14 protein-coding genes, 2 tRNA genes and 1 pseudogene are annotated in these 14148 nt (G+C 54.5%); 6 read left to right on the top strand and 11 right to left on the bottom strand.

The window, feature by feature from the left end; translation table 11 throughout:
* Nucleotides 1-32: 32 nt before the first annotated feature.
* Nucleotides 33-647 carry a DsbA family protein gene (locus tag M5J09_RS06915; protein ID WP_257157381.1) on the top strand — a complete coding sequence of 205 codons (615 nt, stop codon included), beginning with the start codon at nucleotides 33-35 and terminating at the stop codon, nucleotides 645-647.
* Here the strand turns inward: M5J09_RS06915 and M5J09_RS06910 are convergent.
* Nucleotides 644-1021 (bottom strand): MFS transporter, encoded by a 378-nt coding sequence (locus M5J09_RS06910; RefSeq protein ID WP_186302115.1) that lies wholly within the window; start codon nucleotides 1019-1021, stop codon nucleotides 644-646. The two genes, M5J09_RS06915 and M5J09_RS06910, sit on opposite strands and share 4 nt — an antisense overlap.
* Nucleotides 1022-1122: 101 nt before the next feature.
* Between M5J09_RS06910 and M5J09_RS06905 the strand changes: the two genes are divergently transcribed.
* On the top strand, nucleotides 1123-1596 hold the full coding sequence (locus tag M5J09_RS06905; RefSeq protein WP_046647313.1) for a ribose-5-phosphate isomerase: 474 nt from the start codon (nucleotides 1123-1125) through the stop codon (nucleotides 1594-1596).
* Here M5J09_RS06905 and M5J09_RS06900 read toward each other — a convergent pair.
* From M5J09_RS06900 to M5J09_RS06885, 4 genes are all read right to left on the bottom strand, one after another.
* Nucleotides 1593-2423 carry an aldo/keto reductase gene (locus M5J09_RS06900; protein ID WP_257157380.1) on the bottom strand — a complete coding sequence of 277 codons (831 nt, stop codon included), beginning with the start codon at nucleotides 2421-2423 and terminating at the stop codon, nucleotides 1593-1595. The two genes, M5J09_RS06905 and M5J09_RS06900, sit on opposite strands and share 4 nt — an antisense overlap.
* A gap of 270 nt (nucleotides 2424-2693) precedes the next feature.
* Nucleotides 2694-3398 carry a nitroreductase family protein gene (locus M5J09_RS06895; protein ID WP_257157379.1) on the bottom strand — a complete coding sequence of 235 codons (705 nt, stop codon included), beginning with the start codon at nucleotides 3396-3398 and terminating at the stop codon, nucleotides 2694-2696.
* A gap of 132 nt (nucleotides 3399-3530) precedes the next feature.
* Nucleotides 3531-4760 (bottom strand): MFS transporter, encoded by a 1230-nt coding sequence (locus M5J09_RS06890; protein WP_257157378.1) that lies wholly within the window; start codon nucleotides 4758-4760, stop codon nucleotides 3531-3533.
* Nucleotides 4754-5119: a VOC family protein gene (locus M5J09_RS06885; protein WP_257157377.1), complete on the bottom strand. Its 366-nt coding sequence runs from the start codon at nucleotides 5117-5119 to the stop codon at nucleotides 4754-4756. Before M5J09_RS06885 ends, M5J09_RS06890 begins: the two co-directional genes overlap by 7 nt.
* A 167-nt stretch (nucleotides 5120-5286) precedes the next feature.
* Here M5J09_RS06885 and M5J09_RS06880 point away from each other — a divergent pair.
* A pseudogene (locus tag M5J09_RS06880) lies at nucleotides 5287-5517 on the top strand (transposase); the annotation flags it as partial.
* Between the two features lie 982 nt (nucleotides 5518-6499).
* Here the strand turns inward: M5J09_RS06880 and M5J09_RS06875 are convergent.
* Nucleotides 6500-6574: transfer RNA gene (locus M5J09_RS06875), tRNA-Gly, on the bottom strand.
* Between the two features lie 155 nt (nucleotides 6575-6729).
* Between M5J09_RS06875 and M5J09_RS06870 the strand changes: the two genes are divergently transcribed.
* The 3 genes from M5J09_RS06870 to tig all read left to right on the top strand — a co-directional run bounded on the left by M5J09_RS06870 (nucleotide 6730) and on the right by tig (nucleotide 9193).
* Nucleotides 6730-7530: a DUF1542 domain-containing protein gene (locus M5J09_RS06870; RefSeq protein ID WP_257157376.1), complete on the top strand. Its 801-nt coding sequence runs from the start codon at nucleotides 6730-6732 to the stop codon at nucleotides 7528-7530.
* 156 nt (nucleotides 7531-7686) lie between these two features.
* Nucleotides 7687-7760 (top strand) — tRNA-Pro (locus M5J09_RS06865).
* A gap of 74 nt (nucleotides 7761-7834) precedes the next feature.
* Nucleotides 7835-9193, top strand: coding sequence for a trigger factor (gene tig, locus M5J09_RS06860; protein WP_042532001.1), 1359 nt, complete (start codon nucleotides 7835-7837; stop codon nucleotides 9191-9193).
* A gap of 173 nt (nucleotides 9194-9366) precedes the next feature.
* Here tig and M5J09_RS06855 read toward each other — a convergent pair whose 3' ends face one another.
* Genes M5J09_RS06855 through nrdI form a run of 5 tightly spaced genes read right to left on the bottom strand, consistent with a single transcriptional unit; the run spans nucleotide 9367 to nucleotide 14035 of the window.
* Complete coding sequence (locus tag M5J09_RS06855) at nucleotides 9367-9948, bottom strand: NADPH-dependent FMN reductase (protein WP_005324045.1); 582 nt, start codon at nucleotides 9946-9948, stop codon at nucleotides 9367-9369.
* Nucleotides 9949-9987: 39 nt separating this feature from the next.
* Complete coding sequence (locus M5J09_RS06850) at nucleotides 9988-10260, bottom strand: hypothetical protein (RefSeq protein ID WP_034655492.1); 273 nt, start codon at nucleotides 10258-10260, stop codon at nucleotides 9988-9990.
* Nucleotides 10244-11269, bottom strand: a complete 1026-nt coding sequence (nrdF, locus tag M5J09_RS06845) for a class 1b ribonucleoside-diphosphate reductase subunit beta (protein WP_023020918.1) — start codon at nucleotides 11267-11269, stop codon at nucleotides 10244-10246. Before nrdF ends, M5J09_RS06850 begins: the two co-directional genes overlap by 17 nt.
* 52 nt (nucleotides 11270-11321) lie before the next feature.
* Nucleotides 11322-13517: a class 1b ribonucleoside-diphosphate reductase subunit alpha gene (gene nrdE, locus M5J09_RS06840; RefSeq protein ID WP_042531998.1), complete on the bottom strand. Its 2196-nt coding sequence runs from the start codon at nucleotides 13515-13517 to the stop codon at nucleotides 11322-11324.
* A 50-nt stretch (nucleotides 13518-13567) separates the two neighbouring features.
* Nucleotides 13568-14035, bottom strand: a complete 468-nt coding sequence (gene nrdI, locus M5J09_RS06835) for a class Ib ribonucleoside-diphosphate reductase assembly flavoprotein NrdI (protein ID WP_257157375.1) — start codon at nucleotides 14033-14035, stop codon at nucleotides 13568-13570.
* Between the last annotated feature and the right edge of the window lie 113 nt (nucleotides 14036-14148).

Here is a 14148-nt window from a genome sequence, read left to right as displayed (position 1 = left end):
CCACAGACCGCAATGAGTAAAGGAGATTTACTATGGCTCAATCCGTCACGTTCTGGTTCGACTGCTCCTGCCCCTTCGCGTGGCTGACCTCGCGCTGGATTAAGGAAGTGGAGAAGGTCCGCGATATCGAGGTGACCTTCGAGCCGATGTCCCTGTCCGTGCTCAACAAGGGCCGTGACCTCGATCCGGAGTACATGAAGATGATGGAGGCGAACTGGGGCCCGGCGCGCGTGGCGGCCAAGATTGCCGTGGAAGCCCCAGAGAAGGTCGATGCCTTCTACACCGCGATGGGCACCCGCATCCACACCGAAGGCCAGGGTGGCAAGAAGGGCTACGGCGCCTACGATTCCATCATTGAGCAGGCGCTTTCCGACGCCTCCCTCCCCGCCGCCTTCGCCTCCGTAGCCAACACTGAGGAGATGGATGAGAAGCTCACCGAGTTCCACAACCGTGGTATCTCCGAGGTCGGCGATGAAGTGGGTACCCCAGTGGTGAAGTTCGGCGATACCGCCTTCTTCGGCCCAGTGATTACCCGTGTTCCTACCGGTGAGGAAGCCGGCGAGCTTTTCGACGCCTCCGTGCGGCTTGCCCAGTTCCCGTACTTCTTCGAGCTCAAGCGCTCCCGTACGGAAGCCCCGCAGGTTTAGCGAGCTCGATTCTGCATCGCCGCTACGGCGACGCAGATGAGGACCACCGGGCTAAGCGCGAAGGCGGGGAGCCCCGCAACGTTGATAATCGGGAGGGAGGCCTGCGCTTGAAACTCCTCCCACGCGGCGGCTACCCACGTAGCCCAGGAAGCGCCTGCGAGGAGTGCCAGCACACCGGCGGTAATCCCGGCCGCACGGCGTGGCTTCTGGGCTATCCACCATGCGCCCACCCCGAGGTGAGCTGCGGTCATCACGATCGCCAGGACCAGGGGAAGGAGGAAGCTGCGTTCCGTGAAGAAATTTGCGGCGAACAAGCCGGCGCCGATGAGAAAAGCTATGAGGTACAGGGCGGCCACGCGTCTTGTCATGGGCATGAGAATCTCCTCTTTTGTGTGAGCGGCCCCGAGCGTAGCAAACGCACGCTATTAATAGCGGGGCACAGCGGGCAGTCGTCCTGCCCGCTAAGATGTGGGGCATGCGCGTTTATTTAGGAGCAGACCACGCAGGTTTCGAGATGAAGAACATCATCGCTGAACACCTGAAGAAGCAGGGCCACGACGTTATTGACTGCGGTGCCCATGAGTACGACGCCGAGGATGACTACCCGGCGTTCTGCATCGAGGCCGCCCTGCGGACCGTCAATGATCCGGGCTCGCTCGGCATCGTGCTTGGCGGCTCCGGAAACGGTGAGCAGATTGCTGCTAACAAGGTCAAGGGCGCACGTTGCGCGCTTGCCTGGTCCCCCGAGACCGCCCGCTTGGCCCGCGAGCACAATAATGCTCAGCTCATCGGCATTGGCGGCCGCATGCACTCCGAGGAGGAGGCGCTGGCTATCGTGGATGCCTTCCTGGATCAGGAGTGGTCCCGCGCCGAGCGCCACCAGCGCCGCATCGACATTCTTGCCGAATACGAGCGCACCAACATTCCGCCAGAGCTGCCGGAGGCTTAGTAGTTCATTTCCTTGGGGTGGCTGCCGCCGCGGCCCTCTTCCCCGAGGTCGAGATCGGTGATGGCAGCCATCTCGGATTCATCAAGCTCGAAGCCGAAAACGTCGAAGTTTTGCGCAATGCGATCCGGGTTTTCGGACTTCGGGAACACGATGACGTCATTTTGCAGGTGCCAACGAATAATCACCTGGGCGGGGGAGACGCCGTACTTCTCGGCAGGCTCGGTGATTTCCGGCAGCTCAAATAGGTCGGTCTTGCCCTGGCCCAGCGGGTCCCACGCCTCGATCTTCACCTTGTGAGCGCGGAAGGCGTCGAGCTCGCGCCAACGCTGCAGGTAGGGGTGCAGCTCCACCTGGTTAACCACGGGGGTTTCATCTGTTTGGGTTTCCAGCTTTTCTAGGTGCTCAAGTTCGAAGTTGGAAACACCAATGGACTTAGTCTTGCCAGCCTTCTTCAACTCGATGAGCTGCTTCCACGCCTCCACATAGGTGTCATTTTCTGGGCACGGCCAGTGGATGAGGTAGAGATCCACGTAGTCGAGGCCCAACTTGTCCAGAGATTCATCGAGTGCAGCGGCCGCATCGGTTTGGCGGTCATTCCACAGCTTCGTGGTGATGAAGAGCTCCTCGCGCGGGATGCCGGACGCGGCAATCGCACGGCCCACGCCTTCCTCGTTGCCGTAGATAGCTGCGGTGTCGATGTGGCGGTAGCCCACCTTGAGGGCTTCGAGGACCAGCTCTTCGGTCTTCTCAGGGTCAACCTTGAAGACGCCGAAGCCGAGCTGGGGGATAGTGTTGCCATCGTTGAGTGCGATATTGGGTACAGTCATGCGGCCCACTCTACGCAGAGGATAGTCATCCGTGCAGAAAAGGAAAAGTGAAGGCCTACGAGAGTTCCCTATAACCCCGTTATTCAAACATCACCCTTGAAACAAAAAGATGGCCCCTATGGGGGCCAGAGCTCATTTGCCTTGCGGCTTGATATCTACAAACCCACTCGATACGAGCTAGGAAACCAAAACCGACTAAGGTGTGTTGTGTTTTCAACGTTCGAACCAAAGCTCAGCATGCCTGGCAATTTCTGTTCGGAGATGCTGGCTCTAGGTAGGCTTCCCAAGCGCAAAGGTCACTACGTGCCCCCAACGCTCATTGTTAAGCCCGAGGGAGTCAAGAAAGGGGCCATCGTCAAGAGCTGACACGGCGCAACAGCCTACTCCAGCCTCGGATGATGAAAGATATAGATTGGCCAATATAACTCCGGCGTCCAGTACTCCACTAACAAGAGTGCCACCTTCATACACTCCACTAATGCGCTGCCAATCGGCCAAACAAAGCATTACTGCCGCAGGAAAAGTGTCGGATAACCCAAGGTAGCTAGAAACTTTTGAGAGAAAAGCCTTGCTCTCTGGAGTTAGGTCTTCGAGCTGTTGTAGGACACTAGTGTCCCAGTTAACCTCATAAACACCGGGATATAAATCATTAACGTTGGTGATGATGCACAACAGTTTTTGCGCATTCAAGCCTCCGGTAGTTGGTACGCCGGGCCGGCCTTTTCCGTTGGCAGATGAAATGGTCAATGTATTCAATATACGTTTGATTGCCTCGAAAGGAAGCTCTCCGCTAAGGTCGCGAAAGGAAGCACGACGTTCGAGAATCGTGTGAAGCGGGGAGTTGAAGTTTCCACCAAAGGACACTTCGGAAAAGAAAGCTAGCTTCGAAGCGATTTCAGGTATCGCAGGCGTTGTTCTTGGTATTGCTCTCTGGGCTGATTCAAGTGATAATTTTTCAGGGTCGGATAAGAACAAAAGAACCTCCGAGAGTAATTTGTGGTTTTAGAAGTCGGACAACTCTCTATTAGAGAATAATTTCCCAATATTACAAAGGATGTTTGTGGTAGTTGTACCAGATGCTAGAATCGAAAAATAGTTTTGGATGATTTAGGTAATAGATTCTAGAACCCGTTTTCTGAGTGGGGTAAAAGGTGCCATAACGGCCGTGATAATAAAGGGGACAGAAATGATTAAAAGCGTTGCCTGGTCGCTGCTGAATTTGAGCAGAAGTGCTGAGAGTCCGGCCCCGATCGGCTCTCCGCCCCAAGCTATTGTCCTTGCTGTTGAGTTTACTCTTGATTGCAAATGATCAGGGAGAATTGATTGTCGAATCGTAACATTATTAACAATTAGAGTTGTGTAGCAGGACCCCCATGCAAAGCAACATAGAGTCATTATTGGCGACGTTGGAGCGAGTGCGACTCCGAAGAAGCTCAGAACAGCAAGGGGCATTGTAATCAGTGTTATTTGGTTTTGGGGAAACCGTTCGGACAGGAACGAAAGTAGGAGTGAAGCTAAGAAGGCTCCCGCGCCAATAGCAGAGACAAATAAACCGACTAGTTCTCCGCCTCCTCGAAATCTCTCGACTGCAATAATTGTCATACAAGCGCTCAAGGCTCCGCCTGCAACACCGGAAGCTGCACCTGAACTTACTAAGTAGCGTAAGAGAGGTGAGCGCCAAATGATATTCAGTCCTTCAATCATGCTTTTTGGCATCGACTGCAGGGTGTGTCTCATTTTTTCATTGGAGGAACTATCTTTCGGCAAGGAAAAGAGCAGAAAAGTTGATACCAAAAACGTTGCCGAATTAACGAAAAGAACGAAAACAAGGCCAAACTGCGTGTAAAGAAACCCTGCTATAACAGGTCCTAGTAGAGAGATGACCGTTTTATTTCCGTAAAGTAGTCCATTCGCCTGCCCCAGGCGTTCTTTGGGGACAAGCTCAGGAAGAAGTCCGAAGCTACACGCATCGAAAAAGACGGCAAATATCGACAGTAGTGTGACCGATATGAGTAATACCGGTGAAAAAAATCCTAGCGAAAGGAGGATTACGGCAAGTAAGGCCGTAATGACTGCCGAGGCAAGTTCAGCAGCTTTCATAATGGGTACTCGTGATCGATGATCTGCAATGGCGCCGGCGGGTATTCCAAAAATCAGTATTGGTGCTAAGGCTACCGTTGTAACGAGGGCTGATAGGCTGGCAGATTCTGTAATCCTAAGGACTTCAAGCGGAATTGCAATCCGCGTTGATGTTGAACCCACAACAGATATAAGCCGCGAAAGCCAAAATCTGAAAAACAATGGGTTTTCACGGAGTAGAGAGTTCTTTTTTACCACTTGTAGAACTCCAATATGTTGCCGTCTGGATCGGAGATATATCCGGAGTAGGAGTGCCAGGGCATTTTTCGGGGCGATGATCCACTTTGCTGGTGTGCGGCCGGTAATTTATTCCAATATTCATCCACATCCTCAACCAAAAATTGAATAATCGCACCACCAGATTTAACGGGACAAGTTTTCGTAGTTTCGGCGAACTGTTCCAACTGAAATACCCCGATTACACTTTCATGGAAAGAAACTTCAAAATATCCTTCATTATTTGGTGAACTCACCTTGGCTTCCGGTAAAGTCCGATAAAAGTCCCAGGATTCTTTGAAATTAGTTGTCAAGATAGTGAGGTGATCGAAACGTATCATTGGTTGCGTCCTTTAGTGTGGTGTACCGGTTGCTGATGGTGGGCCCGGGAAATAGTGGGGCGGTCACCGTCAGGTAACCCTTCGACTCAACTACCACGTCTCACCGAAATGCACTTGACGATGATTGTGTATCGCATTCTATCGACTCGGCGACCTATTAGGATGATCTGCTTGCCCATGCTTCTCCGGATTTGATGCGCCAGATGCTGCAAGGGTTTATCAACCAGATCCTCTCTGCTCAGGTTGACGTCGTCTGCGGCACCGAATATGGCATCGCCTGCACTGAAAGGGTCAACCACCACGACTTTGACACCCGTGTCGGCACGATCGATGTGGCAGTACCGGTGCTGCGCCACGGCGCGTTCTTTCCAGACTGGCTGCTCGAATGCCGTACGCAAGGCCGTTGCCTACTGGATTGAAGTCGTCTACAACCGTCGACGCCGACACTGGAGCCCTCGGTATGGTCAGCCCTGTCGACTTTGAGAACTACACCAGTTCAACCACTAACAGAAAAGAAATCGCAGCCTAACCACTAGGTAGCTCCACTACGTGTCCACGATTTTCCGGGGGGTCAGGCCCCTTCCGTGTAGAAGTAGAGAAACAGAGGCAATAGGAAAAAGTGTCTCCAATGCCCCGGAAGAGACCGGATAAATACGGGAAGGGCGGTCGACTTTGTGATACACACCACCTATATGGTGGGGTTGTCAATATTCTTTAATGTTTGATTGTGAGGCTGGAGTACCTTCCTTATACTGAAAGCCAATATCAATTGAACCTTGCTTGATACGTCCGAAGATAGGGAGAGAACTATGCTGAGGGTTAAAGCATTATCGGTCGCACTTTTGTCGGCGGTGACAGCTTGAGGGATTGTGGCGCGTTAGCGCAGACGCCGGGCCCGGCTTTCAGGCACATTACGCGCAGGCAGGGTGGCGGGGCTTTTGTGATCCAAAATCTCCTTGCCCCCATAAACGGGAAAACTTCTCCCTGGGCGTGCATTGAGATGAAACCATAGGAGGGGAAATGAGCTTTGGCATATTTGAGCTATTGCCATTAATCATTCTGTTGGTAATAGTAGGGATCGTGTTCTTTATTTTTCTGCGTCATAAGGGGGATAAGAACGAGAAGCGTAGCTTCGACGCTTAAGTAGCCGAAAGAGGTATTGAAACCCGCGTTTCTATCTTGCTGGGACATGCTCTTTGGTGCTTCCTTGGGGAATCGTTTGAGAGTTTCGTCGTTTCAGTACTACCCCCCATCGTTACACTGGACGGTGGTAAATTCACACGACGCGGTCATCCAGACAGGCGAGCAGCCGGCATGCGAATTAAAAAATGAGCAAAGCCGCACTGATACCTAAAATAGGTGGTCAGTGCGGCTTTTTCTTGGAGGGAATGACGGGAATCGAACCCGCGTCTTCAGCTTGGAAGGCTGAGGTATTAGCCACTATACGACATTCCCACAACCCCGAAACTCGACGCGCTGGGCGCGTGAATCGGTGCGGAACCTACTTTAGCGCACACCCGCCAGTATGCGAAAACGGGAACTAGAGCAGGGGCTGAGGCGTTAATGTGGGTGAGAATACAAACCAATTTTGTGATGGAAGTGATGCACACGTGAGCCCCTTGTTGCTCCTCATCATCGTCGTCGGTGGCGGTGCCTGGTTCCTGTCCTCGCGAAACGGAAAGAAACAGCAGGAGCTGCGAGAATCCCAGCGCTTTGAGGACGCGATAGCCGATGCGCGCCGCTGGACTGAGCGCCTCGGCGGCCAGGTGATGAACGTCAGCGGAACGGATACCGCTTCTCAGCAAGCTATGGCGGATGCATCTGAGCGCTTTACTGCCGCAAACTCCGCGATTTCTCAGGCCACTACCGCAAAACAGGCGCATCTGGCACGCGAATCCGCGCTGGAAGGCCTGTACTATGTGGCGGCCGCGCGCGAAATCATGGGCATGGATCCGGGCCCCGAGCTGCCACCGCTGGAAGGCCAGCGGCAGGCAGGCAAGGTGACGGAGACTCGGACGGTGGAGGCCAATGGGGAGACACTGACGGCGTCGCCAAGCGCCTCGGCGCAGACTCCGAACTACTACCCAGGCGGTGTCGTTGCAGGACGCCCGGTTCCGGCCGGCTGGTACTCGCGCCCGTGGTGGGCTGACGCGCTGACCACCGGCGTGTGGATGGTGGGCTACTCCATGATGTTTAACGCCATGTTCGCCGGCATGGCCGGCGTGGGTTACTCCGCCGCAGCGGCCGAAAGTGGCGACTGGGGCGGCGACATGGGGGATGCTGGCGGCGACATGGCCGATGCTGGCGGCGATATGGGGGATGCTGGCGGCGACGACGGTGGTCTCTTCGATGGCCTCTTTGGCGGCGATGGGGGAGATGGTGGCATGTTTGATTTCGACTTCGACTTCTAACATGCAAGTGCCCTCTGAACTGGGGGAATACAGTTAAATTGGGGCCGGTGTTGGGATAGTAAAGCGCCTATCGGTACACTAGCCCCAGTATGAAGCGCAGCTGCGTGCGGCGGGCTCCACACCATAGAGTCATGGCGAACGTAGAGGCTTTCCATACGGGGCGTGGCGCAGCTTGGTAGCGCACCTGCTTTGGGAGCAGGGGGTCGCAGGTTCAAATCCTGTCGCCCCGACGTATGGGGGCCTGGACATACATCCAGGCCCCTTAATTACATTTTTAGACGATTCACAATCAGGAGAGTTTCTCGTGAAGACCACCGTAGACAAGCTGAGCGATACCCGCGTCAAGCTCACCGTCAACGTTCCGTTCGCTGAGCTGGACAAGGAAATTGCACAGGCCTACGCGGCGATCGCGCAGCAGGTTTCCATCCCTGGTTTCCGTAAGGGCAAGGCGCCGCGCCAGCTTATCGACGCCCGCTTCGGCCGCGGCCCCATCCTCGAGCAGGTTGTCAACGACATGCTGCCCTCCCGCTACGAGCAGGCCGTTGAGGAAAATGAACTCAAGGTTATCGGTCAGCCGGAAATTGACATCGCCAAGCTGGAGGACAACGACTTCGTCGAGTTCACCGCTGAGGTAGACGTTCGTCCGGAGTTTGAGGTTCCGGACTTCTCCAAGATTGCTGTAAAGGTTCCGGCCCTCGAGATCTCCGATGAGGACGTCGACAAGGCGCTCGAGGATCTTGCTGAGCGCTTCGGTGAGCTCAAGGACACCAAGCGCAAGATGAAGACCGGTGACTTCGCTGTCATCGACATCACCACCGAGGTTGACGGCACCAAGCTGGAGGAAGCATCCCACGAGGGCATGACCTACCGCATCGGTGATGACAACCTCATCAAGGGCCTCGACACCGCTCTGCGCGGCATGAAGACCGATGAGGACAACGAGTTCACCACCACCATCCAGTCCGGTGAGCACGAGGGCGACGAAGCCACCGTCAAGGTCCACGTCCAGCAGACCAAGGAGCGCAAGCTTCCGGAACTCGACGACGAGTTTGCTCAGATGGCGTCCGAGTTCGACACCATGGACGAGCTGCGTGAGAACACCAAGACTCGCGTCGAGGAGACCAAGAAGTCCGAGCAGGCTGCCAACATTCGCGATGAGGTCCTGAAGGCCGCTCTCGACGAGGTGTCCTTCGAGCTGCCGACCTCCATCGTTGATGAGCAGGTCCACGCCCAGCTGCACCAGGTCATGGGCCAGATGGCTCACGACGAGAAGGCTCTGGCACAGCTGCTCGAGGCACAGGGCACCACCCGTGAGGAGTTCGACGCTGAGGCCCGCAAGTCCGCTGAAGAGTCCGTGCGTACTCAGCTCTTCCTCGACTCCCTGGCTGAGGTTGAGGAGCCGGAGGTGTCCCAGCAGGAGCTGACCGACCACATCCTGTTCACCGCCCAGTCCTACGGCATGGACCCGAACCAGTTCATCCAGCAGCTGCAGTCCAGCAACCAGCTGGGCAACCTGTTCTCTGACGTTCGCCGCGGCAAGGCCCTGGCTATGGCCATCTGCCGTGCCGAGGTCACCGATGAAGAGGGCAACAAGGTTGACGTTGACCAGTACTTCGGTGAAATCGAAGAAGAGGACGCTGCAGAAGCTTCCGAGGAGAAGTAATCTCCCGCTTGTAACGCGCTGCTGCCACATGTGTGGTGGCGAGCGCGCATGAAACCCCGGATTCAGGTAACTCAAGGATGAGCCTGAATCCGGGGTTTGTGTCATTGTGAACGCCCTCTAGGAGTCTTTGAGTACTTCGTAGAGGGCGTGATGTGTGTTGGCTGGGGATACCGCTAGCCGTTCTTGGCTCTAAAGGCCTCGTCGGTCAACTGCAGGAAGCGCATAACGTAATCCTTGACAAAGTCTGCGGTACGTTGATTGAGATGTCCGGACTCTTCGAAAAGGGTGGGGGATTGGCCCAGAAATACTTCGGGCTGACCAGGGAGCGGCATATCGAAGTAGGACAGGGCGAGGCGAAGGTTCTTCTGTGAACTGTAGCCGCCCATGCGGCCTACAGAGTGGCTAATGATACCTGCGGGAAGGTTCTTCCACGCCACATCTGAGTTGGGCTTAGAGCCGATGTCCACTGCGTTTTTGAGGCAGGCAGGGATAGTGCGGTTGTTCTCTGGCGTAATGAAGAGGATCCCGCTCGAGTTCTTGATGGTCTCGCGAAAGGTGGTGTACTCAGCCGGAGTGGGCTTGTCCGTGACGGCGGGGTCATCGTAGTCGAAGTCATAGAGCGGCAAGTCACGGATTTCCACGATGTTTGCCTCGTAGCCTTCAGGGATCATCGTGAGCACCTCGTGTGCAATCTTGCGTGCAAATGACTCTCGGCGCAGGCTGCCGACGATAACGCTGATACGTGGGGTGGTCATGGTAAACCTTCTTTCTTAGTTGGGTGTAGGGAGACGTGGTCAAGGGAGAAAAGGCTTGCAGCCAAAGGCCGGTGGTGGGCCGGCAGCGTGGGCGGCGGTGAGGAAGCCATCTACTTTGTCTCCTTCTTCATGGCGGAAGTACAGTTCGATGAGTCCTAGAAGCCCCCCGAGGACGGCCTCTCGTGCGGCGGATGTATTCAACAGCCGCATGGCTGCGGGTTGGTTTCCTTCGCGGATGGCTTCAAAAAGCGCGATGGTCTCAAGCCAGCTTCCTTGGTCTGGTCGCGGAAAAGGTTTAGAAATCCCAGTCATCATCACTCGTTTCTTCAGCAGTACCAATGACATAGGAGGAACCAGATCCGGAGAAGAAGTCATGGTTCTCATCTGCTCCGGGGGCTAGGGCCGCGAGGATTTCTGGGTTCACTTCCGTTTCTTCGGGCGGGAAATAATCCGGGTAGCCCAAATTCATGAGTGCCTTATTGGCGTTATAGCGAACGAACACGGCTACATCATCCATGAGTCCCAAAGGCTCATATAGCTCGCCGGAATAGTCCAGCTCTAGTGCATAAAGCTCTTCGAGCAAAGAAATGGTGAAATCATGCATCTCCTTCTGCCGTAGCGGGGTCGTGGATTCCAGACCGCGCTGATATTTGTAACCCGAGTAGTAGCCGTGCACTGCCTTGTCACGCAGAATGAGGCGAATCATGTCTGCCGTATTTGTCAGGGTGGCGTGGACAGAAAAGTGCAAGGGAAGATAGAAACCCGCGTAGAGAAGCAGCGAGGAAAGCAGCGTCGATGACACCTTGCGTTTGAGTGGATCCGGCCCAAAATAGTGCGCGAGCACTTTCTTGGCGCGTGCCTGGAGAAGGTCGTTATTCACCGCCCAGCGGTATGCTTCATCAATTTCCTTTGTACTGCTCAGGGTAGAAAACACTGAAGAGTATGAACGGGCATGGACTGACTGCATGAAGGCGATATTGGTATACACGGCCTCCTCGTGTTCGGTGCGGGCATCTTGAATCTGACAGATTTCACCCACGGTGGCCTGGACAGTATCCAGGGTGGTGAGTCCCGTGAACACCCGCATGGTGAGGTTGCGTTCCTCGGGTGTCATCTTCTGCCACGCCGGGAGATCATTAGAAAGCGGGACCTTCTCTGGCAACCAAAAGTTGGCGGTGAGACGGTTCCACACTTCAAGATCCTTGTCATCGCTCACGCGGTTCCAATTGATGGCGCGGATGCGGGCTGAAGGATCATGCCGGTAGCTCGGCGGAGTAACTGAAATGCTAGTTAGTTCAGCACTATTCGATGTTGAAGACATAGCTTCTTTCTTTCTGAGTGAATGGTTGTGGACAAGGGGGAGGACCGTGCTCCTACAAAGCACAGGAGACGCAGCCTTCGACCTCGGTTCCTTGGAGCGCGGATTGGCGTAAACGGATGTAGTAGAGGGTCTTGATTCCGGCTTTCCAGGCATAGATTTGTGCCTTGTTGATGTCCCGCGTGGTGGTATCAGCGGTAAAGAACAAGGTCAGGGAAAGCCCTTGGTCCACGTGTTGGGTGGCCATGGCGTAGGTGTCGATGATTTTTTCGTATCCCACGGCGTAGGAGTCATCGAAATACTCCAGGTTGTCGTTGGTCATTTCCGGCGCGGGGTAGTACACGCGCCCCAAGCGGCCCTCCTTGCGTATTTCAATTTTGGAGGCAATTGGGTGGATGGACGCGGTGGAGTCATTGATGTAGGAAATTGATCCAGTGGGTGGAACTGCCTGCAAGTAGGCGTTGTAGATGCCGTCGCGCATCACTTGATTCTTGAGCCGTAGCCAATCCTCGCGTTGAGGAATCTGCACGCCTGCTTCATGGAAGAGCTGTTTTACGTGTTCAGTGGCTGGCGCCCAGTCTTGGTCGATGTATTTGTCAAAGTAGGCGCCAGTGGCATAGGTGGATTCTTCAAAGCCTGTGAATCGTTGACCTTTTTCAACCGCGAGTGCATGGGATGCGCGGAGCGCATGGTAGGTCACCGTGAGGAAATAGATATTTGTAAAGTCCAGTGCCTCGGCGCAGCCATAAGGAATACGCTGTGAAGCAAGAAAGCCGTGGAGATTCATTTGGCCCAGACCAATGGCATGCATGGAAGCATTTCCGTGAGCGATGGAGGGAACAGCTTCGATATTCGTCAGGTCTGACACCTTCGTGAGGGCACGCACTGCGGTTTCGACGGTCTCCCCGAAGTCCGGCGATTCAAAAGCCTTCGCAATGTTAAGCGAACCTAGATTGCAGGAAATATCCTGGCCAACGGTGGTGTAGTCACCCGAAGCTCCGTAGGTCGATGGCGTGTTGACCTGGAGGATTTCGCTACACAGGTTGGACATATTGATATGTCCTTTGAGGGGATTAGCGCGGTTGACCGTATCTTCAAAGAGGATGTAGGGGTATCCGGATTCAAACTGAAGCTCAGCCAGCGTGGTGAAAAACTCGCGGGCCTTAATGGTCGTGTGAGAGATTCGCGGATTGGCAACCAGCTCGTCGTAGTACTCGGTGATGGACATGTCAGACATGGCTACGCCGTACTCGCGAGCGATGTCATACGGGCTAAAAAGATGCATATCCTTGTTCTCTTTGGCCAGCCGGAAGGTTATATCTGGAATAACAACCCCCAGCGAAAGAGTCTTGATGCGGACTTTCTCATCGGCATTTTCCCGCTTGGTATCCAGGAAGCGAAGAATATCTGGATGGTGCGCATGCAGGTAGACGGCTCCAGCGCCCTGCCGGGCGCCCAATTGGTTGGCATAGCTGAAGCTATCTTCGAGAATCTTCATGACTGGGACTACGCCGGAAGCCTGGTTCTCAATCTTTTTGATCGGGGCTCCGGATTCGCGCAGATTGCTCAGCAACAGGGCCACTCCACCACCGCGCTTTGATAGTTGCAGTGCAGAGTTCACGCAGCGGCCAATGCTCTCCAAATTGTCTTCGATTCGCAGGAGGAAGCAGGAGACCATTTCGCCGCGCTGGGCTTTGCCTGCGTTGAGAAAAGTAGGGGTGGCGGGCTGGAAGCGTCCGGTCATGATGTCATCCACCAGCTTTTCTGCGAGCTCTTCGTCGCCCTGTGCAAGGTATAAAGCTGTGGTGGCGACGCGTTCTTCGTAGCCTTCTAGGAATCGGGAGCCATCAAAGGTTTTCAGTGCATATGAAGTGAAGAACTTAAATGCGCCGAGGAAGGTGCGGAACTGGTGCTTAGCTCGATGAGCTCTGTCATACATGGCGCACAGAAAGGCGTCATCATAAAGCTCAAGGAAATCCCGCTCGTAGTACTCATTATCAACCAACCATTCCAAGCGTTGCTTGGTGGAATCGAACTGATGCATGCGGGGAGCGACATGGTGCGTGACATAGTCTTGTGCTGCCTGAATGTCCTTGTCAAACTGGATTTTTCCAGAAGCGTCGAACAAGTTCAGCTGCGCGTTGAGTGCGTGGTAGCTCTTGCGCTTGCCGACACCGCCGGCATTGTCTGCTGAAGCGGTGCGGGGCGTAGCGCCATTAGTCTGTGTGGGGGTGGCATCGAGAGGCCACATTGTGTTTTCCAATCTGTGTGATGCGGATGTGTTCTTCATCTTGTGGGGGATTAATGGGGTGTCATCGTTAGCTGCTTTTGCTGCTCCCAAAACTTGTGAAGGCCCTGCTTTACGGCGGCAATGTCTCTCTGGGTGCCGAGAAGCTCGAAGTGATACAGCTCCGGTACGTGGCACTTGGCGGAAATGATGCGTCCGGCGACGCAGTAAGCACTTCCGAAGTTGGTATTCCCTGAGGTAATAACGCCCCGGATAAAGGAGCGGTTGATTGGGTCATTGAGGAAGTCGATGACCTGTTTGGGGACTGCGCGTTTGAGCGAGCCGCCGCCGTAGGTGGGAACGATGAGTACGTACGGGTGTGATACCTGGATCATCCCGGTTTTCTTGGGGCGCAGTGGAATGCGCACCGCGGGTCTATCTAAGCGTTCGACGAATCTTTTCGTGTTTTCTGAAACGCTGGAAAAGTACACCAAATCTGGTGAGTCTGACATGGCAATCCTGCTCATCCTGGCCTTAGCCATAAGTGGGATAGGTGATATTCGAAAAGACTAACTACGCAATGCCGTAGTTGCAACTACGGTCTAACGTAGTTTTGAAAAGGGCAGGTGAGAGCAGGATTAATGCAAAGGGGAAG

The sequence above is a fragment of the Corynebacterium sp. BF-R-2 genome (assembly GCF_024586525.1).
GTDB classification, from domain to species: domain Bacteria; phylum Actinomycetota; class Actinomycetes; order Mycobacteriales; family Mycobacteriaceae; genus Corynebacterium; species Corynebacterium singulare.
This window is presented reverse-complemented; position numbering and strand designations above follow the sequence as displayed.

Bases quoted from the DNA above. Each gene is read 5' to 3' on its own strand.
- M5J09_RS06915 (WP_257157381.1), top strand. From the start codon at position 33: ATGGCTCAATCCGTCACGTTCTGGTTCGACTGCTCCTGCCCCTTCGCG.
- M5J09_RS06900 (WP_257157380.1), bottom strand. From the start codon at position 2,423: ATGACTGTACCCAATATCGCACTCAACGATGGCAACACTATCCCCCAG.
- nrdI (WP_257157375.1), bottom strand. From the start codon at position 14,035: ATGGCTAAGGCCAGGATGAGCAGGATTGCCATGTCAGACTCACCAGAT.
- M5J09_RS06855 (WP_005324045.1), bottom strand. From the start codon at position 9,948: ATGACCACCCCACGTATCAGCGTTATCGTCGGCAGCCTGCGCCGAGAG.
- M5J09_RS06885 (WP_257157377.1), bottom strand. From the start codon at position 5,119: ATGATACGTTTCGATCACCTCACTATCTTGACAACTAATTTCAAAGAA.
- M5J09_RS06905 (WP_046647313.1), top strand. From the start codon at position 1,123: ATGCGCGTTTATTTAGGAGCAGACCACGCAGGTTTCGAGATGAAGAAC.
- nrdF (WP_023020918.1), bottom strand. From the start codon at position 11,269: ATGTCTTCAACATCGAATAGTGCTGAACTAACTAGCATTTCAGTTACT.
- nrdE (WP_042531998.1), bottom strand. From the start codon at position 13,517: ATGTGGCCTCTCGATGCCACCCCCACACAGACTAATGGCGCTACGCCC.
- M5J09_RS06910 (WP_186302115.1), bottom strand. From the start codon at position 1,021: ATGCCCATGACAAGACGCGTGGCCGCCCTGTACCTCATAGCTTTTCTC.
- M5J09_RS06850 (WP_034655492.1), bottom strand. From the start codon at position 10,260: ATGACTGGGATTTCTAAACCTTTTCCGCGACCAGACCAAGGAAGCTGG.